This window comes from Haladaptatus sp. CMSO5 (genome assembly GCF_036689885.1).
Taxonomy (GTDB): Archaea; Halobacteriota; Halobacteria; order Halobacteriales; family Halococcaceae; genus QDMS2.
Genome location: NZ_JBAHVW010000001.1, coordinates 1 through 22,815, shown reverse-complemented (window position 1 = coordinate 22,815; position 22,815 = coordinate 1). Strand labels below are relative to the sequence as shown.

The 22,815-nt window shown below is 60.6% G+C and carries 17 protein-coding genes; 11 read left to right on the top strand and 6 right to left on the bottom strand.

Going from position 1 to position 22,815, the window contains the following annotated elements:
* Positions 1–1,806 (bottom strand): hypothetical protein, encoded by a 1,806-nt coding sequence (locus V5N12_RS00085; RefSeq protein ID WP_332897113.1) that lies wholly within the window; start codon positions 1,804–1,806, stop codon positions 1–3.
* A gap of 260 nt (positions 1,807–2,066) precedes the next feature.
* On the opposite strand from V5N12_RS00085, the gene V5N12_RS00080 reads away from it, so the two are divergent.
* On the top strand, positions 2,067–3,032 hold the full coding sequence (locus V5N12_RS00080) for a polysaccharide deacetylase family protein (protein ID WP_332897112.1): 966 nt from the start codon (positions 2,067–2,069) through the stop codon (positions 3,030–3,032).
* A 10-nt stretch (positions 3,033–3,042) separates the two neighbouring features.
* Here V5N12_RS00080 and V5N12_RS00075 read toward each other — a convergent pair whose 3' ends face one another.
* Together V5N12_RS00075 and V5N12_RS00070 are read right to left on the bottom strand one after the other, a co-directional pair.
* Positions 3,043–4,038 carry a glycosyltransferase gene (locus tag V5N12_RS00075; RefSeq protein ID WP_332897111.1) on the bottom strand — a complete coding sequence of 332 codons (996 nt, stop codon included), beginning with the start codon at positions 4,036–4,038 and terminating at the stop codon, positions 3,043–3,045.
* Complete coding sequence (locus tag V5N12_RS00070) at positions 4,035–5,141, bottom strand: DUF354 domain-containing protein (protein ID WP_332897110.1); 1,107 nt, start codon at positions 5,139–5,141, stop codon at positions 4,035–4,037. Before V5N12_RS00070 ends, V5N12_RS00075 begins: the two co-directional genes overlap by 4 nt.
* 504 nt (positions 5,142–5,645) lie before the next feature.
* On the opposite strand from V5N12_RS00070, the gene V5N12_RS00065 reads away from it, so the two are divergent.
* Together V5N12_RS00065 and V5N12_RS00060 are read left to right on the top strand one after the other, a co-directional pair.
* Complete coding sequence (locus tag V5N12_RS00065) at positions 5,646–7,577, top strand: hypothetical protein (RefSeq protein ID WP_332897109.1); 1,932 nt, start codon at positions 5,646–5,648, stop codon at positions 7,575–7,577.
* Between the two features lie 185 nt (positions 7,578–7,762).
* On the top strand, positions 7,763–8,809 hold the full coding sequence (locus V5N12_RS00060) for a DUF1616 domain-containing protein (protein ID WP_332897108.1): 1,047 nt from the start codon (positions 7,763–7,765) through the stop codon (positions 8,807–8,809).
* Between the two features lie 3 nt (positions 8,810–8,812).
* On the opposite strand, the gene V5N12_RS00055 is transcribed toward V5N12_RS00060, so the two are convergent.
* The gene (locus tag V5N12_RS00055) at positions 8,813–9,889 is read right to left on the bottom strand and encodes a Kelch repeat-containing protein (RefSeq protein ID WP_332897107.1); all 1,077 of its coding nucleotides are present in this window, start codon (positions 9,887–9,889) and stop codon (positions 8,813–8,815) included.
* The gene (locus tag V5N12_RS00050) at positions 9,890–10,861 is read right to left on the bottom strand and encodes a class I SAM-dependent methyltransferase (RefSeq protein WP_332897106.1); all 972 of its coding nucleotides are present in this window, start codon (positions 10,859–10,861) and stop codon (positions 9,890–9,892) included.
* A gap of 247 nt (positions 10,862–11,108) precedes the next feature.
* Here V5N12_RS00050 and V5N12_RS00045 point away from each other — a divergent pair, with 247 nt between their 5' ends.
* From V5N12_RS00045 to V5N12_RS00030, 4 genes are all read left to right on the top strand, one after another.
* The gene (locus V5N12_RS00045; protein ID WP_332897105.1) at positions 11,109–12,113 is read left to right on the top strand and encodes a GNAT family N-acetyltransferase; all 1,005 of its coding nucleotides are present in this window, start codon (positions 11,109–11,111) and stop codon (positions 12,111–12,113) included.
* A 324-nt stretch (positions 12,114–12,437) separates the two neighbouring features.
* Positions 12,438–13,382, top strand: a complete 945-nt coding sequence (locus V5N12_RS00040; RefSeq protein ID WP_332897104.1) for an NAD-dependent epimerase/dehydratase family protein — start codon at positions 12,438–12,440, stop codon at positions 13,380–13,382.
* A gap of 32 nt (positions 13,383–13,414) precedes the next feature.
* On the top strand, positions 13,415–14,446 hold the full coding sequence (locus V5N12_RS00035; protein ID WP_332897103.1) for a glycosyltransferase family 2 protein: 1,032 nt from the start codon (positions 13,415–13,417) through the stop codon (positions 14,444–14,446).
* Positions 14,447–14,774: 328 nt separating this feature from the next.
* Positions 14,775–15,074, top strand: a complete 300-nt coding sequence (locus V5N12_RS00030; protein ID WP_332897102.1) for a winged helix-turn-helix domain-containing protein — start codon at positions 14,775–14,777, stop codon at positions 15,072–15,074.
* A 33-nt stretch (positions 15,075–15,107) separates the two neighbouring features.
* Here V5N12_RS00030 and V5N12_RS00025 read toward each other — a convergent pair whose 3' ends face one another.
* Positions 15,108–16,214: a PKD domain-containing protein gene (locus V5N12_RS00025; protein ID WP_332897101.1), complete on the bottom strand. Its 1,107-nt coding sequence runs from the start codon at positions 16,212–16,214 to the stop codon at positions 15,108–15,110.
* A gap of 599 nt (positions 16,215–16,813) precedes the next feature.
* On the opposite strand from V5N12_RS00025, the gene V5N12_RS00020 reads away from it, so the two are divergent.
* The 4 genes from V5N12_RS00020 to V5N12_RS00005 all read left to right on the top strand — a co-directional run.
* Positions 16,814–18,523: a Na+/H+ antiporter gene (locus V5N12_RS00020; protein ID WP_332897100.1), complete on the top strand. Its 1,710-nt coding sequence runs from the start codon at positions 16,814–16,816 to the stop codon at positions 18,521–18,523.
* A 26-nt stretch (positions 18,524–18,549) separates the two neighbouring features.
* Positions 18,550–19,722 (top strand): MFS transporter, encoded by a 1,173-nt coding sequence (locus V5N12_RS00015; protein ID WP_332897099.1) that lies wholly within the window; start codon positions 18,550–18,552, stop codon positions 19,720–19,722.
* Positions 19,723–19,858: 136 nt separating this feature from the next.
* A complete protein-coding gene (locus V5N12_RS00010; protein ID WP_332897098.1) occupies positions 19,859–20,605 on the top strand; it encodes a hypothetical protein in 747 nt (248 codons plus the stop codon).
* Between the two features lie 24 nt (positions 20,606–20,629).
* On the top strand, positions 20,630–22,815 hold a 2,186-nt coding region (locus V5N12_RS00005), incomplete at its 3' end, for an NADP-dependent malic enzyme (RefSeq protein WP_332897097.1).

Sequence of the window (22,815 nt, the reverse complement as noted above, 5' to 3'; positions counted from 1 at the left end):
TTACGCGCTGGCCGTCGAATTTGTGGGCTGGTTAGTCGCCTGCTTCTCGTGGAGTAGGAAGACGCGAACGTTCCCGTTCGTGTGCACTTTGGCGATGTCGGGCGTCGTTTCGAGGTAGTCGAACCCAATCGCTGGGTAGCGAACGCCCTTGTACACATCGAGTTCCAGTTCGAGGGTCGTCTCGCTGAACATGATGTAGCGACTCTCGTCGTAGTAGGTGAGCAAGGTGCCGTTTGCGAACACCTCGTCTTGGACCGTGGAGTCAGCCCCCGGCACGTAGCTATTTTCGTTCACGAACGGCGTCCCGAAGATGGCGTGGACGTAGCGCGTTGAGCCCTGTTGGACGCCGGTCACGGGGATAGCGTCTGGCTGATAGGAAAACGCCGTCCCGTAGCCGTTCATCTGCATCTCGCTTACGTGCCCCGACGGCTGGTAGATGTACGGCGAGGCGAACATGGTGATGGTGCTCACCGGCAACATGAGGACGAACGCGATGACGGCGACCTGTTTGAGCCGCCGCGTCGAGACGTGTTTCGACAGCCAGTCGAAGCCCCACGCGAGCATGATCGCGCCGAGGATGGTGAGCAGCACCATCACGAAGCCGATGTAGCGGAACCGCTGAGTTGAGCTCTGCAGGAGCGAGAACAGCAGGAACATCCCCGCGAGCGGGAACATGGCGAGGGTGAAATACTTGACCACGCCGTCTCCGAAGGGGAACGACTGGGCGAACTTCTTGCGGAGGCTCAGGCTCATGAGCAACGCGGCGAGCGCGCCGAAGATGAGGCTCACGAAGAACAGCTTGAAGAACAGCTCAGTGAGGCTGCCCCCAATCTCAGAGAGCGTCGAACTGCGCTGGGAAACCGCGTTTACCCCCGACGACCCGTAGAGCAGGGCGTTGATGATGATATCAACCGTATTGCTCGCCCGCGGGTTGCGCGGTGCCCAGAGGACGAAGATGGTGATGAGGTAGGTCGTGTGGAGATAAAGCGGGCGGTGCTGGCTGATGGGGTGTTCACTGCGCAGTTGGCGGAGGAAGAACTGTACGAACGCAATCGAGGCGTAGATGAGGATGACGTTCGCCGTCACCTGCGGGTGGATAAAGAGAATCGCGGGTAACACGATGGCGAGCAAAATCCCCGTTGGGGCGACCGACACCGGCCCGACAGAGAACAGGGGCTGTTCGGTGTTCGTCAGGTAGCGAACCGTCAGATAGAGCACGACGGGGACGAACAAAATCGCCTCCGTGGACGGGTGTGGCTGGAGGTGGACGCTGATGTTGTTGATGGGGAGCGCAAGCAGCGCCGAGAACACGCCGAACACCAGCGCGTACTTGGTCTTGGCGATGAGCTGCACCGTGAGCCCGACGAACACGATGAACACCACGAAGTAGGCGAGCACGAGGAACTCCGTCGCGCGTTCGAGCGGCATCCCCGCGACGCGCTCTATGAACAACGCGGAGGTGTGAATCCCCGGGTAGAGGAAGTTCACGGGGTTGAGCACGCCGTTTCCGATATCCTTCATCCAGCCAAGGTGGGTGAGCGAGTCGCCCGCGCCGACGAAGAAATAGCCGCGGACGATCGGCAGTGCGGCGACGGCGACGATGGCACTGATTGCGAGCACCACCGCGAGCTTTCGCAGGTTACTCTCTGGCGCGACGTAAAACGAGACGGCGAGCGCGATGAACGTGGCGAGGCCGATGCACACCCAAAACGCGACGGGGGTGGCGTCGTAGATGGAAATCTCGTAGCCGCGGGCAGGCGCACTCCGCGCCGCCATGAGGCCGATGTACAGTGCTGCGAACCCCACAATCAAGGCGAATTTGCTAACCCGCGTATTCCTGAATGCGTGTCCACCAGATTTCTGGCGTGCGTGTCTCCCTCGGGTAGCATGAGTCATAGCTGCGTGTTACCTGTCATAGTCTTGCAACCTGTTTTGTTATGGGGCTCTTACCAGCCAGAAACTGTCGAGAACGCCGTTTCCGTGTCCGCGTGTTCAGGGGCTCCGACTCTCGACCACTCGAACGCAGTCCATAACAATGGGCGTTTATCGCGGATTCTATGTACGGAATGACACACGTACCGAAGCCCTCACACGCGCACGCACCGGAGGCGAAGGACGCAGCACAGCCGGTCACGCCAGAGGACACAGCCCCGACGTTTTGGCTCTGTCTCACCCACGACGTAGACCGGCCGTACAAGCGGTACCAGTCGCTCTACTACGCACTCAAAAACCGCGACCCGTACCACCTGAAGACGCTGGTACCGGGGCACAACCCCTACTGGCAGTTCGAGACCATCATGGAACTCGAAGCTGCCCTCGGGGTGCGCTCTGCGTTCTACTTCCTGAACGAAAAGCGGCTGTTCGGGGACAAACACCCGCGCGAGTGGCTTCGCCCGAAAAGCTGGCAGCTGTACGCCGGGCGATACGCGATTACCGACCCGGCCATCGTGGACGTCATCCACCGCTTAGACGACGGCGGCTGGGAGGTCGGGATACACGGCTCGTACGATTCGCCCACCGACCTCGCGCGGCTCACCTACGAGAAAGAAACGCTCGAAGCCATCCTCGGCCACGAGATTACGGGCGGTCGCCAGCACTACCTCAACCTCGACGTTCCGACGACGTGGGAGTACCACGCCGCCCTCGGCCTCAAGTACGACGCCTCGCTCGGGTCGAGCAGCGAGTACGGCTTCCAGCACGGCTATGACATCGTCCGACCGTTCGACGACGATTTCGTGGTGTTCCCGCTCACGTTCATGGAAAACGCCATCCCCGACCCCGGGGTGGACTTCGAGTACGCGTGGAGCGAGTGCAAGGCGGTTCTCGACGAAGCCGCAGCAAACAACGCCGTCATGACGATTCTCTGGCACCCGATGAAGTTCGCCGCCCGCGACTTCCCCGGCCAGGGAGAACTCTACAAACGCATCATCGAATACGCCCAGGAACTCGGCGCGTGGATTGGCCCGCCACGCGACCTGTATGAACAGTTAGAAAATTCGCCGGACGCGACCACCCGGGTCACGTCCCCCTGATTTTACCGTGTTATTGCTTTGCGAGCGCGAGTTCGTACACTTCGTGGATGCGCTCGCCCATGCGCTCTGCGCTCATCTCCTTGAGCACTTTCTCACGCGCGTTTGGCTCTTTGGTGGATTCGAGCACCGAGAGCAGGCCATCGATGAGTTCCTCGTCGGTTTCACCGACGGCAGACGGCGAGATGCCACGCAGTTGGTCGCGCACGTCGCCAACCGCGGCGGAGACGACGGGCGTGTTGCACGCGAGCGCCTCTTTGGTCGCGTTTGGCGAGCCTTCGCGGTGTGAGGTGAGCAACAGCACGTCCGCGGCGTTCATGTAGAGGGGCATCTGTTCGTGGGGCACACGGAACACCGTCTGCAGGTTGAGCGTGCCGTCGTACTGCTCGCGGACGGCGTCCACCACGCGCGCTGCACGCGGGTAGTTTTTCACGCTTTTCGACGCGGCGTAGGGGAACAGGACGTAGGTTTCGTCTTGTTCCCAGCCGAGTTCGGCGCGTGCGGCGGCTTTGTCCATGGGTTTGAACCGTTCTGTGTCCACGCCGTGCGGGATGATGTGGCAGTCTTGACCGAGCAACTCCGCCATCTCTGCTGACATCACGATGACTTCGTCTGCGTGTCGGGCGCAGAACTTGCTCACCGGCCCGAACTTGCCCATGAGGTCAGAGCCCCACAGTGAGAGTACCACGGGAAGGTTTGGCTGGAACACTGCCGCAGGCGCAATCAACCCGGAGTTGGCGTGGATGAGGTCGTACTCACCGAACGACTCCTTGGTTGCGGTTCCAAAGAATCGGATGTAGTCGGTGACGGGACGGGTTTCGGTTTTCTCGTCCGTTTTCGGCCGCTTTGGAGAGACGGCGAGGTTCGTACACGAGACGCCGCGATCTTCGAGCGAGCGAACCTGCTGTCTGAAGAACGTCGACTCGCTGCTCGTCACGAGATTCAGCACCCGGAGCTGTTCGTCGTCCTGTACGCTGTCTTCTTTCTGCATGAGAATCTGTTGTGTCATAGCTGCGCCTCCGGTGTGGGCGTCTGTGCGTCGGTGGCGTTCGGGCGCACGGCGCGTCCTGCCTCCCAGATGATGTCCACGAGTTGCGTGGTCACGTCGCCTTTCTCCGCGAGGAGGCGCTCGCGCTTTTCGCGCCACTCGTCGGCGGTTGCGGGCGATTCGACCAGTTCCTTTGCCTTGTCGAGTGCGGCCTGCTCGTCCGCGTACGCGAACATCAGACCGTACTCGTGTTCGAGTTCGTAGAAGATGCTCTCTGTGTCGTGGCTCACCATCGAACTCGCGCGGATGGCGGGCGTGCCGAGAATCGCTGCCTCAGAGGACATCGTGCCCGAGTCGCCCACGTAGAGGTCTGCAAAGGCGAGCAGGTGGTGGACGAGATGCGAGGGAAGCGGCAGGGCGTACTCAGCGAACTCCTCGGGGAGGTCACCCTCGCTCGTGATGTAGACCTTGCCGTGGGCAGAGAGATACTCGACGAGTTCGCGTTTCGTCTCCGGCGAGATGCCGCTAAAGCCCACGTCGTGGAAGGCGTCCCAGCCCGCAAACCGGAGGACGAAGTAGGTGTCTTCCGGGTTCACGCCGTAGCGTTCGAGCACACTCGGGTCGGGCGTGAAGTAGTTCGGATGGAGATACGCAAGCTCTTGGAAGTCCATTAAGTGGTGGTCGATGCGGTCGGTCGGCGGCTCGATGCTCGGTGGCGTGCAGTAGACGTCGATGAACGGGTGGGTGATGACCGAGTAGATGCGGTCGATTGTCGCGGACTTGATTTCCGTGTCCATGACGATGACGTTCCGTGCGCCGAGGAGCTTCGAGACGTGGACGAGCGGCGGATTGAGTCGGCCAACGACCACGTCTGGCTTGAACTTGCGGGCGACGTTCAGCATCCGGGCTTCGCGGATGGCCCACTCTGCGAACAGCCCGAGTGTCCCGGGGCGGCGACCCGAGAGCGGGACGTGCTCGATGCCGTAGGCGTCTAGCAACTCGGTGGTCATCTCTTTGTGCCGTGAGGTGACGAGTACTTCAACGCCGTTTGCTTCGAGTTCCCAGATGGCGTGCTTGAACAGGTGGACGTGTGCCGGGTGGTTCACGTCGAAGAGGACTTTCACCGTGGTCCACCCCCCGTCAATGCGCTGGCTGCGTTATCTGACCGTACGTGGTGCATTTTCGAAACAAATGCGACACTGGCCTATTGTTATGCTACGACTGACACAAATGCCCCGGCTCGTTGTCGCCCTCGTCGCGTGCTACCGCCTGCCTAGACACCGTAACACAACCGTGTGAGGGGGTATCACGGAAGGGGGTGCGTTCGATTCGCCCGACAGCAACGGTGCCAGATTTCGTTGAGTGTGCGCGATTTGGGGGTGTGTCAATGGACTTGCCAGCCTAGAAAAATGGGAAAACCCCGGTAACGGGCGCGTGTCGCCACATATCCGCAGGTTTGATATCACATGTATTGCAGTGAGTTTTGCTTATTTCACGCCCGTTATGCTGCGACTAATGGCTGATATCCATGTAAGTGGTAGTGAAAAAAAGGTAACTGACCGCCGTGCGCAATCAGGTGGTAGGTAACTAGGCGTAACTGTCTTTAATAGCGTGTAGATTCCCCAAATATGGAACGACGCAGTGGTGAGACATTCGGTGATAATGATAAATTAATAAACCGCAGAGACTATCTCAAAGTCTTAGGTACCTCGGCCGTCGCGGCGGGTGCAGTCGGCGCTGCAAGTGGCACTGCAGCAGCCGAGTACACCACCGTTACAGTCGGCGCAGGCGAAATGAAGAGTTACCGCGTTGGAAGTGGTGAAACGCTCGAAAACCTGCTCATCGACGTGACGGCAGAGGACGCAGACCTCCACATCAAAGCAGAAGGCGACGACTGGGTGATCCGAAACATCGGGATTCGCGGCCAGTTCTCCAACGGTGAAGAAAGCGGTGTTGGCTACGTCTTCCGCTTCGACGGCAACGGCCTCATCGAGAACGTGTATATGGGTGACGGCTTCGAATGGGGGATTTCGAGCAAAGGTGCGATGCTTTCGGGTCCAGAACACGCAGGGCACGTCACGCTTCGCAACATGTACATCGCTGGGTGGAGCGACAACGCAATCTACGCCGCTGGCTCCGGACGCACGACCGGTCCCGGCACGACCGACGGCCAAGGCGGCAACTACACGTTCGAGAACTGTTACTTCCGCGACAACAACATCAGCCACCTGCGGCTCGCCGCAGACGGCACCGTCGTCCGTGACTGTGTGTTCCACAACACGAACAACGTTCGGCCAGAGATGAACACGTCCGCAGGCGACTCAGACGTTGTGAACAGCCGTGGTATCTACACTGGCTACGGTGACCCATCGCAGGTCATCACCGTCGACAACTGTGACTTCAACATCATCGGCGAGAACACCTGTAACAGCGATAACTGGGACTACAGCGTGTGTGGGGCGTCCGTGGCGCAATCGACCACCCACAGCACCTACGGCGACTGCAGTACCGTCCGCTTCGAGAACTCGCGCATCAACGGCAACACCTACGGTGACTTCGTCGAAGTCGCCTCCTCGACCGAAACCGGCTCCGACGCGCCGAACATTCGCGTGCCTGCAGGCGTCCCAACGACGCCCGAAGAAGCCGCAAACGGGACGGCCTCTTCGACCGACAGCACGACGGACAGTACGACCTCGACCACGGACAGCACGACGGACAGTACGACCGACGAGGCAACCGGCGGCAGCGTCCTCTCCATCACGGGAGTAGACGGGCAGGTCACGAACTACGAGTTCACGGTCACTGGCTCGCTCCAAAAGAGCGAGGACAACAACGCGACCATCGACTCCGGCGACGTCATCTCCGGTTCCAGCGCGACCGGTGCAGTCGCAGGCGGCACCGACAGCTACATTTTCAACGGTGATTTCACGGCGTTCACCCTCGATGGCGACGCGACGGTTACGGTTGACGGCGACGAAGTCGTCCCGGCAGACATCGTTGTGGAGGACACCACGACCACCACTGAACCGCGTATCCTGAGCATCGCCGGTGAGCGCGGCGCTGGTGTTGCCAAGTACGAACTCACCGTCGCTGAGGACATCACGAAGAGTGATGCGAACGACGCGACCATCGACAATGGCGACGACGTTTCCGGCGCAACCGCAGAGGGTGCGGTCGCAGGCGGTACCGACAGCTACGAAATCGTCGGTGAAATCGTCGACTTCTCGCTCGACGGCGAGGCGACGGTCACGGTAGACGGGACCGAAATCAACCCGGACAACTTCGATTCGACTTCGTCAAACAACGTCATCAGCCTAAGCGGCGGCAGCCCATCGAACACGGTCACCTACGAGTTCACCGTGACCGGTGACATCACAAAAAGCGAGGCAAACGGCGGTTCGATCAACCCTGACGACGAGATCTCCGGTAGCACGGCGACCGGGACGCTCGGTGGCGGTACCGACAGCTACGAGTTCTCCGGTGAAATCACGGACTTCTCAGCCTCTGACACCGTGTCGGTCGTGCTCAACGACTCAGCGATTGACGCAAGTTCACTGTAAACCTCGATAATGTGGCGTTAAAACGCGACTAAATCGACAGACATCAGCTTATTTTTCCCGTTAATTTTTTTGACTGTTTCAGCGTCGGTGAGCGCCGGAAGTAGGCGTATAACAAACTGCGTTTGCGTCCTTTTACCTCTCGTGGACGGGACTGGTCAGAGAGCCGGAACCGCTTTAGATTTACAATGACTGACGAACCGACGCTTGGCCACGACTCCTCGCAAATGCACATTCCCGGGATGGACCTCGGGATGGGTCTCGTGTATCTGCTCCTCACAATCTCTCTTGTGATGTACGTAGATGAACCAATCACGCGAACGTTGGTTGGGTTGCCACTCATCTTGTTCGTGCCCGGATACACGCTGCTGTTGGCGCTGTACCCGCACAAATATCTCGTCGAAGAGTACATCGAAGGCTGGTTCAGCGACCCGACGGTCGAAGGGCCGGTTCCGGCGGGGACGCGAACCGCAGAGCGCGGCATCAAACTCAGCACCCGACTTGCCCTATCGTTTGGGCTGAGCCTCGGGCTGCTCGCGCCACTCGCCATCGCCCTCGCGCTGTTTGGCTTCGGATTCACGCTCGAAACGCTCCTCGGGAGCCTCAGCGTCTTTGCGACGGTCACGCTCGTCATCGGCTCGATGCGCAGAAAATCGCTGCCGGAAGAAGAGCGATTCTCGCTTCCGTTCGAACAGTACTACTCCGACATGTCTGCGTGGCTGTTCAACGCCGATACGCGCCTCGACACCACGCTCAACATCGCCCTTGCGGTGACTGTCATCCTCGCGATGACTGGCTTTACGTACGCGCTCGCGGTGCCGAACTACGGCGAGGAGTACACGGAGTTTTCGCTGGTCCAACAGAACGACGCCGGGTCGTTCGTGTTCGCGGACTATCCAACTGACTTCGTCCAGGGCGTTCCACAGGAGCTCTACGTCGCCATCGAGAACAAGGAGGGTGCGACCACCGACTACACCGTGGTGGTCGAACTCCAACGGGTCGAGACGGGCGATGGCACGCTCACCGTTGTCGAGCGAGAGGAACTCAACCGGTTCGCCGCGCTGGTCGCAAACGACCGGACGTGGTACCAATCACACTCACTGACGCCAACCATGACCGGCGACCACCTCAGACTCAGCTACATGCTGTATAAGGGCGACGTCCCCGCAAATCCAACGGAAGATAACGCCTACCGTCACCTCTATCTCTGGGTGAACGTTACGGCAGCGAACTAATTTTTAACACAGCGTTCCGCGAAGCAACCCGCCGAGCAACGGCAGGTCACAGGCGAGCGACTGTGAGGTTTTCACGACCGGGCGCACGCTCCCGGCTTCGAAGGTCAGCACTTCGACCGAGTTCGCGTAGAAAAAGCCCGGCTCAGGCCCACCTGCGGTCGTGAAGATACGATTTCCGAGCGCCGTCACGCCGAGGCCGTGGCGCGGCGTTGGCATGTCGGGGAGTCTGAGCCACTCGTCTGTTTCTGGCATGTAGAGTTCGACTTCTTCGATCGTCCCGCCAGCCCCTTCACCGCCTGCGACGACGATGGTGTCGTCGAACACGGTGGCCCCAAAGCCGCTGCGTGCGGTGGGCATTCCTGCCACCGCGCGCCACTCGTTCGTCTCTGGGTCGTACACTTCGGTGGTTCTGCGATTCGTGCGCAGTCCGCCGGTTCGCCCGCCAATGGCGTAGAACTTCCCGCCAACGACCGCGGATGCGAGGTGTTCGCGCGCGGTGGGCATTGGCGGGCCACGCGCCCACGAATCGCTCGCGGTGTCGTAGCGTTCGAACGTGGCGAGGACGCCATCAATACCTGCGCCACCGGCGACGTAGATAATGCCGTCGTGGGCGGCCGCCGAAAGGGCGCCGCGGACGGTCGGCATCGTCGCCCGTTCGGTCCACGCCGTCCCGTCGAAGCGATAGACGGTGTTCACGGGGTCCCACTGATTCTGGTAGCCCCCGATGACGTAGATGGCGTTACCGACACTGACGGCCGCGGTGTGGTGGAGTCCAACGGGGAGCGAGGGCGCACGCTCCCACGAGCCGCGTTCGGGGTCGAAGCGTTCGACCGCCCGGCTTGCTTGCCTCCCGGGTTCGATGCCGCCGATGACGTAGAGCGACGTGCCGAGCGTGGTGGCCGCGACTTCGGTTCGGTCGAGCGAAAGCGACGCGCCGCGCTCCCACGAGGTTTCCGTGTCGAGCGATGGTGGCGCGATGAGCGATGAACAGCCCGCGACCGAGAGCGTCCCAAAGAGGAGTCCTGTCGTGGTCAGAAACGAGCGCCGTGTCGGGTGAGAAAACGATGGGGGAATGGTCATTCAGTCAGTTGCTGGCTCTGCCACCTGCTCCGGTGGCTGGACGTGCACCACCGATTGGACGACGCCGCTGCTGTCGGTGGCGTTGGTGTTGGCTGCCGATTTGACGATGTAGCCACTGCTTCCCGGGCACGGGTAGTCCGCGCCGGGATTGTAGTGCCACGTCATGAGGCCGTAGTCATCAGAGTGCTCGGAGACGAACGTCTCGAAGGCGTCGTTCCAGCCGATGTGGTTAGAGACCATGAGGCCGCCCGGCCGCAGGTACTGCCAGGCGAGTTCGAACTCGAATATCATGCTTGAGGCGGCGTGTGATGAGTCGTGGTGGAACAGGTCGATTTCACCGAGACGGTCGAGCAGCCGCGGTAACTCGGTCTGTGGTCTGCCGGGGATGAGTTCCCAGCGGTCGCGCATGTCGGCTGGAATCAGCCAGCCCGGCTGTTTGCCTTTCGGGAGGACATGCGTTCCTTCCTCTGCACACGACGGGCGACCACGGTAGTAGCTCTGTTCTGTAATCGGGTCTACTGCTGCAGACTCGTCGCTCAGGACGTGTGAGTAGTCAATCGAGTAGAGCCGTCCGAACTCGTTTGCTTCGAGCGCGGCGAGAATCGAAATCGTCGAGACACCGCTGTAGACGCCGGTTTCGACGATGACGGCGGGTTTGTACTCCCGGATGAGCGCGTACAGTCGAATGCACTCGTCTTTGTGTGCATCGAACAGCGACACGCCTTCGGGGAGTTCTTGTATCCCTTCGTAGATGGCCGGGCCGATGATGCTCTCGTTGAACTCATCTTCGTACTTTTGCATCGTCTCTTCACAGTCGAAAAAGCGGCCGGAGAACTGGGCTGTCGTCTGGAGCGTCTTCTTTCGGTCGCGCCACGACATCTTCGGGTTGAGGACGTAGTACCATTTCCGGAGGAATTCCTGATAGGCTTCTGGTGTCTGTAGATACACCTTATTGATTGTTTCTTGGAACACGTGGAATCACTCTCTGGCTGTGACGACGAACCATCCGGCACAGCAGTCAGTTTGAATCACCTGTATGTTCGAAAACCATGAGTATAGTTACGGACTCACTATGCGCTGATGGCCGTTCTTACCGGCCGTCTACGAGACCGCTGCACTTGTGATCGTATCGCACAACTGTCGCCTGTAATCGGTTCCTTCTCCCGGTAGGTTCTGCGTTACAAAGAGTATCCCTCACGCATACACAGGCTGAACTCACATGCGTATAGAGCAACTTGACCTGTCGGAGTGGGAGGCAGCCCTCCCCGCGGCAGGCTTTGAGGTATTTCACACGCCAGAGGCACTCCGGGTCATCGACGACCACACCTCAGCGGAGATGCAGCTGTTTGGCGGCTTCAACGGCGAGGAGCCGGTCGCGCTGTTGCCAACGTTCGTCAAAGACCGCTCGGTCGGGCGGACCATCATGTCGCCGCCACCCGCGATGGGGATTCCCCACCTCGGGCCGGTCCTGATGCCAAACAGCCCGAAGCGCCGCAAACACGAACAACTGAACCAGCAGTTCACCGAGGGGGTGATAGAAGAACTCGACGCAAACAGCCCACGGACGCTGTTGCGAATGGTGTGTTCGCCGTCGTATCACGACCCGCGGCCGTATCGCTGGGACGACTTTCGGGTGTCGTCGGATTTCACCTACCACCTCACCGTCGGTGACGGGTCACTCGACTCAGTCATGAGCTCCTTTAGCCGGAGTCTACGCACCGAGATTCGCCGCCTCGACGACCTCGATTTGACCTTCAGCGTCGAAGGCATCGAGTCGGCCAAAATCATCTACGACGACCAGGTCGCGCGCTACGCAGAGCAAGGTGAGACGTTCACCCTCTCGTGGGAGTACGTCCGCGACCTGCTGCTCTCGCTTGGCGACCGCTGTCGCGTCTACGTCGCCCGCGACGGCACGGGCGCGTACCTGAACGGCATCGTCACGCTCTACTCGAACGACACGGCGTACTACTGGCTTGGCGGGATGCGCGCCTCTTACGAGAACGTGAGCGTCAACACGCTGTTGCACTGGGCAATCCTCAAGGACATGGCAGAAGACCCGGCGCTCTCGTCGATTACCACCTACGACATGGTCGGTGCGAACACCAAACGCCTCTGTGATTACAAGTCGAAATTCGGCGCGCACCTCGTGCCGTACTACGTCGTCGAGACCAACAACCCGCTCATGGACGTGGCGAAGACCGCCTACAACGTGGTCAAACGATAGCTGGTCTTTTCATCGCTCGATTCGGGATGGGAAATCGACGTCTACCCACCTGTAATGCGCGCTTACCCGTCGGTTGTACCACGCCGCAGTAGTCACTTTGCGCCCGCGCGAGACCCCATCGCATCGTTCCATCCCGCAGGCGCATGGCAACCGAAAAGACCTGTTCGATTAGGTATGGTTTTCATTTTCAAGCTGAGGCTGCTGGGTTATAGCCCGAATATAACAATCACGCTACTATTCGCTGTATTGGTATGATGATAGGCACAGCACCCACCACCGCTCCACAGCGAGTCGTGGTGGCCTACACTTCGCCGGGGGGCCACAATGCGTGACTCACCGATTTCTGGTCAGACCGTCCTCGTGACGGGTGGCGCTGGGTTCATCGGGAGCCACCTCGTGGACGCGCTTGCACCGTCGAACACGGTTCGCGTCTTAGACGATTTTTCGACGGGACGCCGCGCAAATCTACCCACGAACATCACGGTCATCGAGGGCGACGTCTGCGATGCAAGCGCGCTCACCGCGGCGATGGCGGGCGTTGATCTCGTGTTCCACGAGGCGGGCTTCGTGAGCGTCAAAGGCTCGGTCGAAGCGCCGTACTTCAGCAATCTCGTGAACGCGAACGCCACCGTCGCCGTCCTCGAAGCGGCCCGCGAGAACGACGCTCGCGTCGTGACGGCATCGAGTGCGGCCATCTACGGCGCACCCGAAACGGTGCCTATCACCGAAGACGCGCCCACCGCGCCCGACTCACCGTACGGCATCGACAAGCTCGCAGGCGACCACTACGCCCGCGCCTACAACCGGCTCTACGGGTTGGACACGGTTGCGCTACGCTACTTCAATGTCTACGGCCCGCGCCAGACCGCGGGCGATTACAGCGGCGTCATCAGTACGTTTGTCGACCGCGCCACCAACGGCAAGCCACTCGTCGTCCACGGCGATGGCTCGCAGACTCGTGACTTCGTCCACGTCGATGACGTCGTGCAGGCAAACCTGCTCGCGGCGACCACCGACCACACGGGCGAGGCATTCAACGTCGGGACGGGCGTGGCGCTCTCGATTCTCGACCTCGCGACGCTGATTCGTGAGGCGACCGGCCTGCGGGCGGAGATTCAGTTTACCGACGCACGGACGGGCGATATTCAGCACAGTTGTGCCGACATCTCGCGGGCTCGCGACCGCCTCAGATACGACCCGCAGGTCGCACTCGACGACGGACTACGACGTCTCGTCGCAACGAATCAGCGCGAACAGCTCGCGGAATAGGGAGAACACACGCACACAGCGGAGAACTACAGATGTATAAAGGAAAATCAGTTGGCGTCGTCATACCGGCGTACAACGAACAGGGGTTTGTGGGGAAAGTTATCGAATCAGTGCCAGCGTTCGTCGACCACATCTACGTCATCGACGACGGCTCTACGGACAACACGTGGGCGGAAATTCAGGCTGCAGTCTCTGCGAGCCGGACGCCGCTCGCTCAGCCGATGACCGATGGGGGGTCGAGCGCAGAACGCGTCATCGCCATCCAACACGGACAGAATCGGGGTGTAGGCGCGGCCATCAAGACGGGCTATCTCCGGGCGAGAGACGACAAGGTCGACATCGTCACCGTCCTCGGCGGCGACGGGCAAATGGACCCAGAGCTGCTGACGCTCGTCATCGACCCGATTGCCGAAGGCGACGCAGAGTACGTCAAAACCAATCGGCTCCTGCGGGCAGATCACCGCCAGTCGATGCCGAGGTTCCGCTACATTGGGAACGTCATCCTCACCTATCTCACGCGCATCGCCAGCGGGTACTGGGGCATTGGCGACCCACAGAGCGGCTACACGGCCATCTCGCTCACCGCCCTTGAGACGGTGGACATAGAGAACATGTACGAGTTCTACGGCTACTGCAACGACCTGCTCGTCCGGCTCAACGTCTACAAACTCCGCGTCGTGGACGTGCCGATGCCCGCCATCTACGGCGACGAGGTGAGCCACATCCGCTACTCGACGTACATCCCAAACGTCTCTAAGATGCTGTTTCGCAACTTCCTCTGGCGGCTCCGAGCTCGGTACCTGAACAACGGTGAGTTCTCGGTCGTTGGCTGCTACACGCTTGCCGTCGTGATTGGCCTGTTCGCGCTGGTCTCGATTGTCCTTGGCACGACTGGCATCTCGCGGCCGTTCCAAGCCCTCGGTGGACTCGTCCTCATCTCGACGTTCGCTGCCCTTGGCATGCTGCTCGACAAGCGTGCGAACGACCACCTCGATACGGCCTTGCTGCCAGTCGAAGACGGGCGTGTTGACGCGCCCCCTGCGACGCGGTCACAAACACCATAGAATGCGTGACTTTCTGACTATTCCAACTCTCTTTTAATCGGTCGTTTTGGGCGCTCGTTGGCGGTTATATCGAACTTTCACGCTCAATCACGAAAGACATTCACAAAATCTGTAATATTTGCGGACGGAAGATTTATGTAATTTTCGGTGGCTTACCCCACGTAATGGCACGCGAACTGGGAAGTGACCGACTTATACACGTAGCAGCGCCGCTGAGGGCGTCCTCGTCTGGCGCTCGTGAGTACCCGCGGAGACGTAGCTGGCGTACCTGCGCACCGGAGCCACGCCGACGTGCGGCGCAGTGCGATGGCCGTTCCGAATTCAACCAATGAGCTGGACGCAGGAGACACAATCGGTAGATGACTGGGACGAAGTCAGCTACATAATCAGCTCACAGTACCGGGTTATCGTTCTCGCACAACTCGCAGACGGCCCCTCAACACCGTCTCGACTCGCCAGTGACTCTGACAACGCGATTTCACACATCTCGCGGGCGCTTGGGCAGCTTCGTCGCCGCTCGCTCGTCGAGTTGCTCGTTTCAGAGCAACAACGAAAGGGACGCGTCTACGGTATAACCGAAGACGGCGAGAAGCTCTGGGACGTTATTGACTCAAAGGGACTGGCGTAGTCCCACCGCGCACGAAAACACCCACCGAGGCGTTTAGAGCGTCGAGAGTGTAATCTCGGTCGTATCCGTCATCCCTTCGGCGTCGGTCGCGGTGAGCACGATGGGATACTTCTGGCACTCACCGAGCGTCAGGCTCGTCTGTGCGCCCGTCGCGTCGGTCGCGCCGTCACCGGTGAGGTCCCACGCGAACTTCACGATTTCACTGCTTCCGGCTTCAGAGCCAGAGGCGTCGAGTTGGACAGTCGTGTCTTCTTCGAGGGTCACGTCGGTTGCATTCGCTGGGTCCGTCGTAATTCTCGCCGTTGGCGGTTCTGGTTTCGGCTCCGGTTCGGGTGTTGGCGTCGGGGTGGATTCGTCGCCTGCGAACAGTTCTTCGCCGGTCACGCGGCGGGTAATCACGCTGTGCCACTCAATTCGAGTGTCGAGAGCGATGTCCGTGGAGAGGGTTTCGACGAGGAAGGCGTCCGCACCGGCATCGCGTGCGGCTTTGTGGACGAACAAGCCGCTCGGGTCGGTATCGGGGCTGGAGAAACCGCCGAGTTTGAAGTTGTACGTGCTGTCGTCGATGTAGTTGTTGTTCACGAAGTTGACGGCGTCTTCTGCGTCACGCGTTGCTTTCTCCCCAGCGGAGTGGAACACGGTCTGGCCAACGCCGTCTAAGTCGCTGCCGTCGTAGATTTCCTGTGACTCGTGGAGGTCGAGAACCGTGGTTGGTTCGTACTCTTCGACGACGCTCCAGATGGCGCGTGCGAGGGCTGTCGTTGGCTCTTCGCCGGTCGGGAACTGTCGGTTCAGGTCGCCGCCGTCACCGATTCGCGAGTCGTTGCTGATTGCAACCTCGTTCGCGCGCGGAATCGTCACGAGCGTTCCAGACTCGATGTCCCACTCAGCAATTTCGGCTGCTGCTTCGTAGCCTGCCGTTTCGTTCCCGTGGATGCCACCAATCACGAGGACGGTCGGGCCGTCTGCTTCACCCTGCGTGACGAACACTTCCGTCTCGTGTTCGGTGCCTTCGAGGAGTAAAAATGATTCGCGGGTAGCTGCATTCGCACTTCCAGTTGCCCGGATGAGGCTCGCGCCACCAAGCGCAACCCCAGCCATCGCAAGAACTGCTCTTCGAGGATAGTTCGTATCTGACATTCCATCGGTTGCTTCGTCCGTGTCGGTGTTTATTATCCACCTACTAATGTGGACATTCACTACATTTTGTATCTCAATAGCAAATAAATATGGTTGACAGGAGTATTTTAGAAACGATTGGCTAAAAATGCGTGAATTAAATTGAATAGTTCTATTTATTTTTTGGTTGGTATCTCTAGCGATTCTGTAGCTTTCACAACCTCTTCGGTTTGGATTTCTGTGGCTTCAGACACCATGCGCTCACACGCGGTTTGCCGCTTCTCTGTGCGTGTGTCCAGCGGCCGAGGGTGTCGGAGGGGACAAACACGGTGAAAGCTCGGTTTCCTGGCCGCGTCTCACCGCTGTCTGCCTCTGCGGTCGTGCGTGTGGCCCACACCGGGTGCCAATAGTTCAGCTGCATAGACTGGTCTGTCACGCTGGCAGTCTCTGTGAGTAACACGACCGATCTCGCGCAACGGCCACCCTCACTTGTGCCACGATAACCAATCAGGACATAGATCTATTACGTCATGATGTGGTCGAAAAAATCCTGGCGCGCACGCCGTCGGCCGTTCGCCGCGGCCACCCAAGTTAACACGCTGACGCGAAAAGACCCGGCAATGACTGCTGCCGGAATCGAAGCCAGCCTCCTCTCACTGCTTGCCGTGTTCATTCTCGCGGCCGGTGTGGGCGTGTTCGTCGCGAAAGTGGGGCGTTTTCCCTACACTATTGCGCTCCTGCTCGCCGGACTCGCCGTCTCCATCCTCGGCGTCGAGATTGGTCTCGAACTCTCTCACGACATGATTCTGCTCGTTCTCCTCCCACCCTTGCTGTTCGAAGGGGCCGCGACGACTGACCTTGCGCGATTTCGTGCGAACATCGTCCCGATTCTCGTCCTCGCCGTGCCCGGCCTCATCATCTCCGTGCTCATCCTCGGCTTTGCAGGCCAGTTCGCCTTCGGATTCCCGCTGCTCATCGCTCTGCTGTTTGCGGCGACCATCCTCCCGACCGACCCCGTCTCGGTGCTCGCACTGTTCGAAGAACTCGGTGCCCCCCGGCGACTCTCCATCCTCGTCGAAGGCGAGAGCCTGCTGAACGACGGGGTCGGCGTCGTCGTCTTCTCTGCGCTGCTCGCCATCATCGTCGAGACTGGCACCGACCCGGCTGCGCTGTTCACACCCGAAAAACTCGCTACCGTCGGGGTAGACATCGCCATCGCCAGTCTTGGCGGACTCGTCGTGGGCCTCGCGGCGGGCTACGCGGTCTTCCGCGTAATGGCCAACCTCGACGAACACATGACCGAAATCGTCCTCACGCTCATCCTCGCCTACGGCTCGTTCCTGCTCGCAGAGCACTACCTGCACGTGAGTGGGGTCATCGCCACCGTCTCCGCAGGCCTGTTCATCGGCAATCGCGGCGCGGAGTACGCGATGAGCCCGCAGACGAAGATTGCCGTGTTCAACACCTGGGAGACGGCGGCGTTCCTCGTGAACACGCTCATCTTCCTGCTCATCGGCGCGAAGACGCCCGTCACCCAACTGGTGACCCACCTCCCGCTCATCGCCGTCGCAATCGTGCTCGTCGTCGTCGTCCGCGCGCTCACCGTCTACCCGCTGCTCTCGCTTACGAACCTGCGACTCGACGTTACAGTCCCCCGCTCGTATCAGCACGTCGCCGTGTGGGGCGGGCTTCACGCCTCGATTCCGATTGCGCTCGTCCTCGGACTGCCGCCGTCGATTCCCTTCCGCGAGGAACTGCGTGCGATGGTGTTCGGCGTCGCGGCGTTCAGCCTCGTCGTCCAAGGCCTCTCGATGGAGCGCCTGCTCGACGCACTCGATATCGTCACCCGGTCTGACGAGGAGGAACTGTACGAACTGCTCGTCGGCCGCGCCCGCGCAGTGGACAACGCCCTCGAAGCCGCAGAGGAACTCCGCCGGACGGGTGCCATTCCCCCCGACGTGTACGAGCAGTTCACCACCGAGTACGAAGCCGAGAAAGACGACCTGAACCGGGCCATCTCCTCGCTGCTCACCTCACACCCCCAAATCCATCGCGAGGAGCTGCTCATCGGGGAGCGACAGGTGCTCAAACGCGAGAAAAGCGCCATCATGGACGCGATGCGCACTGGCACGCTCAGCGACGACGTGGGTGAGAAACTGCTCGAAGAAGTCGACCTCAAACTCAGCCGCGTGAACGCGGGGGAGAGCACCGTGACCGCCTCACCCGACGTGGACGGCTACGAGGAGTTCTGGCGGGCAAAGGCAGCCGAGTTCGGCCTCGACGTGGACGCACCGACCGAAAACGAAACTGACCGCGAACCGAACGGGTAAACCGCGCCATCACTGATTCCCGATAGATGCGCTGGCCCTATCGCCGCTCGATCCTCTTTCTCTGTACGCTCGCCTTTTTCGGCACGATGGTGGCGCGTCTCGTCATCAGCCCCGTCGTTCCGGCGATTACGGCCCATTTCGACGTGACAAACAGCGCTGTTGGCGCGGCACTCACGGGGATGTGGATGGCCTACGCCCTCTCGCAGTTCCCGAGTGGCATCGTCGCAGACCGCTACGGCGAACGCCGCATCATTCTCACGGCCGTTGGTCTCACGGCCGCCGCGAGCCTCTTGCTCGCCGCTGCACCCTCGTTTCTCACATTCGTCGTGTTCGCCATCGTGCTCGGAGCGGGTGCGGGCCTCCACTACAGCCCCGCGACGATGCTCCTAACGAAGCAATTCGACAGTATCGGCCGCGCAATCGGCGTCCACGGAGCCGGCGCGCCCGTTGCCGGCCTCCTCGCCCCCGTCGTGGCCGCCTACGTCGGCTCGGTCTACGGCTGGCGGTACGCCCTCGGTCTCGGTGCCGTCGTCGCGCTCCCGGTGTTTCTCGTGTTCGCGTGGCGGGTGCACCCAACTCCGCCGTCACAGCCCGACGCCTCGATTCGAAACCGCCTCGCTCCGGGACCCTTACTCTCGTTGCTCGCCCGCCCGGACATCGCGTTTATGGTGGCACTCGCGGTGCTCGGCGCATTCGCGTGGCAGGCAACGGCGTCGTTTCTCTCTGCCTTTTTCGAGCAGTATCAGGGAACCTCTCGGACGACGGCCGGACTCGTGTTCTCCGCGTACTTCGTGGTACAGGGCGTCTCCCAACCGCTCATGGGAAGCCTCTCAGACCGCATCCCCCGCGACCTCGCCGTCGCGGTGTGTATGGGGGCTGGCGTGGTGGGCTATACCCTCCTCGTCGTCGGAGATTCGTGGCTCACCCTCGGCGGGGCCATCGTCTGTGTTGGCCTTTCGATGAGTTGGGGGGCACCCCTCCAAGCGCGGTTGATGGACACGCTCACCAGCGCAGAGAAAGGCGCGGGATTTGGCTTCATGCGGACAGTCTACGTGCTCCTTGGCGCACTCGGAAGCGTCGTCGTTGGCACCCTCTCTGACGTGGCTGGGTGGTCGGTTGCGTTCGCGCTTCTCGCGGGCGTGATGGCGATTGGCATGGGTGGCGTTCTCACGAACCGACTGTTCAATCTCGGCCTCTAGTAAGAATCGCGCCGAAACCGGCTTCGCCACTCGAAAATAAACCAGTCACGACGCAGACTGGACGGTTCACACAGGTCAATCTACTGACTCGCTTATCCGCCGCGTAATAATGGTGGTCAGGGAACTAGCCCCGACTATGCGCGGCCTCTCGACTGTAACGCCCCTCGTGACCGGCAAGCGAGGCAAAGCAAACCTCATGCTCATGCTGTTGGGTGCGGCCCTGTTCGGCGCGACGGCCACCGTCGTCCTCGCCTCGCTCGGCCCGTCCGCACCGGTCTCCACGCCTGTCTCGAACGAGACGACCACGGCAGCGACCACGACGGCGGCAACCACTACCGCAACGCCGATGAGCACGACCACGACGACCACTGCAACCACCACGGACGACCCGTTCGACACGACGACCACGGCGGCGACCACGACTGAGATAGACGAAGACGCCCGAAAGGAACACGAGGAGTTCGAGAAAGTGCGTGCGGAACTCGACGCAGAACACGACGAACTCGTAGAGCGCCACGAGCAACTGAAACAGGAACACGAGTATCTGGTGCAGACGAACGCCTCAGAGGGCGAGTGGAAGCAACACGAGAAAGCCCACGAGGAACACCTAAAGGCATACTACGACCACCGCGAGAAGTTCAGAGACCACCGTTTCGAGTTCAAAAAACACCTCGAAGAGTTCGGTGACTACGACGCTCACCAAGCCGACATCCAACATCACGAAGACCGTGAGGCAGAACACAGCCAGTTACAAGACGAACACGACGCTCAAGAGCAAGCCCACGAGAGCAGAGAAGATGGCGACGGCGGCGGCATTTTGTTCACTCTTACGCTGTGGGATGCCACCCCTGCACGAAACACCTCGCTGACAAACATCTTATAGGTGCTTGCCCGTCCCACATGAGGTATGGGACTCGACGAGGACGCACTTGAATATCATCGGACCGACCCGCCCGGCAAACTCGAAATTTCGACGACGAAACCAACGAACACCCAGCGCGACCTGAGCCTAGCATATTCTCCGGGTGTGGCCGCACCGTGTCTCGCAATCGCCGACGACGAAAACGACGCCTACGCCTACACCGCGAAAGGCAACCTCGTTGGCGTTGTTTCGAATGGGTCTGCGGTGCTCGGCCTCGGCGACATCGGCGCACAGGCCTCGAAACCCGTGATGGAGGGAAAAGGGGTGCTGTTCAAACGCTTTGCCGACATCGACGTCTTCGACGTGGAACTCGATACCGACGACCCGGCGAAGATGATAGAGTCGGTCGCCATGATGGAACCTACTTTCGGCGGAATTAATTTAGAGGACATCAAGGCTCCCGAGTGCTTCGAAATCGAGGAGAAACTCCGCGAGCGCATGTCGATTCCCGTGTTCCACGACGACCAACACGGCACCGCCATCATCTCCGGGGCTGCCCTCCTCAACGCCCTCGAAATCGCAGCAAAAGATATCGCAGACGTGAACATCGTGTTCTCGGGCGCGGGTGCGGCGGCCACCGCGACGGCCAAGTTCTACGTCTCGCTCGGCGCGAAACGCGAGAACATCACGATGGTCGATATCGGCGGCATCCTCACCGAGACGCGCGCCGAGGCGGGCGAGTTGAACCCGCACAACGAACCGTTCGCAAAAGACCTGCCTGAAGGTGGTCTCGAAGACGCCATCGACGGTGCAGACGTGTTCGTCGGTCTCTCTGTCGGCGGTATCGTGAGCCAGGAGATGGTTCAGTCGATGGCTGCAGACCCGGTCATCTTCGCCATGGCGAACCCCGACCCCGAAATCACCTACGACGAGGCGAAAGCCGCCCGAGACGACCACGTGATTATGGCGACGGGGCGCTCTGACTACCCGAATCAGGTGAACAACGTCCTCGGCTTCCCCTTTATCTTCCGCGGCGCACTCGACGTGCGCGCCACCGAAATCAACGAAGCGATGAAAGTCGCCGCTGCAGAAGCCCTCGCCGCCCTCGCCAAAGAGGACGTCCCAGACGCGGTCGTCAAGGCCTACGGCGACGACCCGCTCCAGTTCGGCCCTGACTACATCATCCCGAAACCGCTCGACTCGCGCGTCCTGTTCGACGTGTCGTCGGCCGTCGCTGAGGCGGCGATGGAAAGCGGCGTCGCCCGCCACCACATCGACCTCGATGCCTACCGCGAACGGCTCGAAGCGCGCCTCGGCAAATCCCGTGAGATGATGCGCGTCGTCCTCAACAAAGCCCAGAACGACCCGAAACGGGTCGTGTTCGCGGAAGGCGACGACGACAAAGTGATTCGCGCTGCCGCCCAGCTCAAAGAACAGGGCATCGCAGAGCCCGTCTTGATTGGGAACCGGCGACAAATCTGGGCGCGTATGGCCGAACTCGGCCTCGACTACGAAGTCGAAATCGTCGACCCCGACGGCGACTCGCTCGACGCCTACGCAGACCGGCTGTACGAACTCAGACGGCGCAAGGGCGTCACCCGTCGCGAGGCAGCAGAACGCATCACAGACGGCGATTATCTGAGCAGCGTGATGGTCGAAATGGGCGATGCAGACGCGATGCTCACGGGCCTCACCCACCACTATCCTTCCGCCCTGCGCCCGCCCCTGCAAGTCATCGGCACCGCAGAGGACGCCGAGTACGCCGCTGGGGTGTACATGCTCACCTTCAAAGACCGCGTGGTGTTCTGCGTCGATACGACGGTGAATCTCGACCCGACCGAGGAGGTGCTCGCAGAGATTACGAAACACACCGCGACCCTCGCCCGAAAGTTCAACGTTGAACCGCGCGCGGCACTACTTTCGTACTCCGATTTCGGCTCGGTGGACAACGACGGCACCCGAAAACCCCGGCGTGCGGCCCAACTCCTGCGCGCTGACTCGACCGTTGACTTCCCCGTCGACGGGGAGATGCAGGCGGACACCGCCGTCGTCGAAGACATGCTCCACGGTACCTACGAGTTTGCGGCCTTAGACAAACCCGCCAACATCCTTGTGTTCCCGAACCTTGAGGCGGGGAACATCGCGTACAAACTCCTCCAGCGCCTCGGCGGCGCAGAGGCGATTGGGCCGATGCTCGTTGGCATGGACAAACCCGTCCACGTCCTCCAGCG

Coding starts and splice junctions, on each gene's coding strand:
- V5N12_RS00080 (WP_332897112.1), top strand. CDS start 2,067: ATGACACACGTACCGAAGCCCTCACACGCGCACGCACCGGAGGCGAAG.
- V5N12_RS00075 (WP_332897111.1), bottom strand. CDS start 4,038: ATGACACAACAGATTCTCATGCAGAAAGAAGACAGCGTACAGGACGAC.
- V5N12_RS00065 (WP_332897109.1), top strand. CDS start 5,646: ATGGAACGACGCAGTGGTGAGACATTCGGTGATAATGATAAATTAATA.
- V5N12_RS00060 (WP_332897108.1), top strand. CDS start 7,763: ATGACTGACGAACCGACGCTTGGCCACGACTCCTCGCAAATGCACATT.
- V5N12_RS00055 (WP_332897107.1), bottom strand. CDS start 9,889: ATGACCATTCCCCCATCGTTTTCTCACCCGACACGGCGCTCGTTTCTG.
- V5N12_RS00045 (WP_332897105.1), top strand. CDS start 11,109: ATGCGTATAGAGCAACTTGACCTGTCGGAGTGGGAGGCAGCCCTCCCC.
- V5N12_RS00040 (WP_332897104.1), top strand. CDS start 12,438: ATGCGTGACTCACCGATTTCTGGTCAGACCGTCCTCGTGACGGGTGGC.
- V5N12_RS00035 (WP_332897103.1), top strand. CDS start 13,415: ATGTATAAAGGAAAATCAGTTGGCGTCGTCATACCGGCGTACAACGAA.
- V5N12_RS00030 (WP_332897102.1), top strand. CDS start 14,775: ATGAGCTGGACGCAGGAGACACAATCGGTAGATGACTGGGACGAAGTC.
- V5N12_RS00025 (WP_332897101.1), bottom strand. CDS start 16,214: ATGTCAGATACGAACTATCCTCGAAGAGCAGTTCTTGCGATGGCTGGG.
- V5N12_RS00020 (WP_332897100.1), top strand. CDS start 16,814: ATGACTGCTGCCGGAATCGAAGCCAGCCTCCTCTCACTGCTTGCCGTG.
- V5N12_RS00015 (WP_332897099.1), top strand. CDS start 18,550: ATGCGCTGGCCCTATCGCCGCTCGATCCTCTTTCTCTGTACGCTCGCC.
- V5N12_RS00010 (WP_332897098.1), top strand. CDS start 19,859: ATGCGCGGCCTCTCGACTGTAACGCCCCTCGTGACCGGCAAGCGAGGC.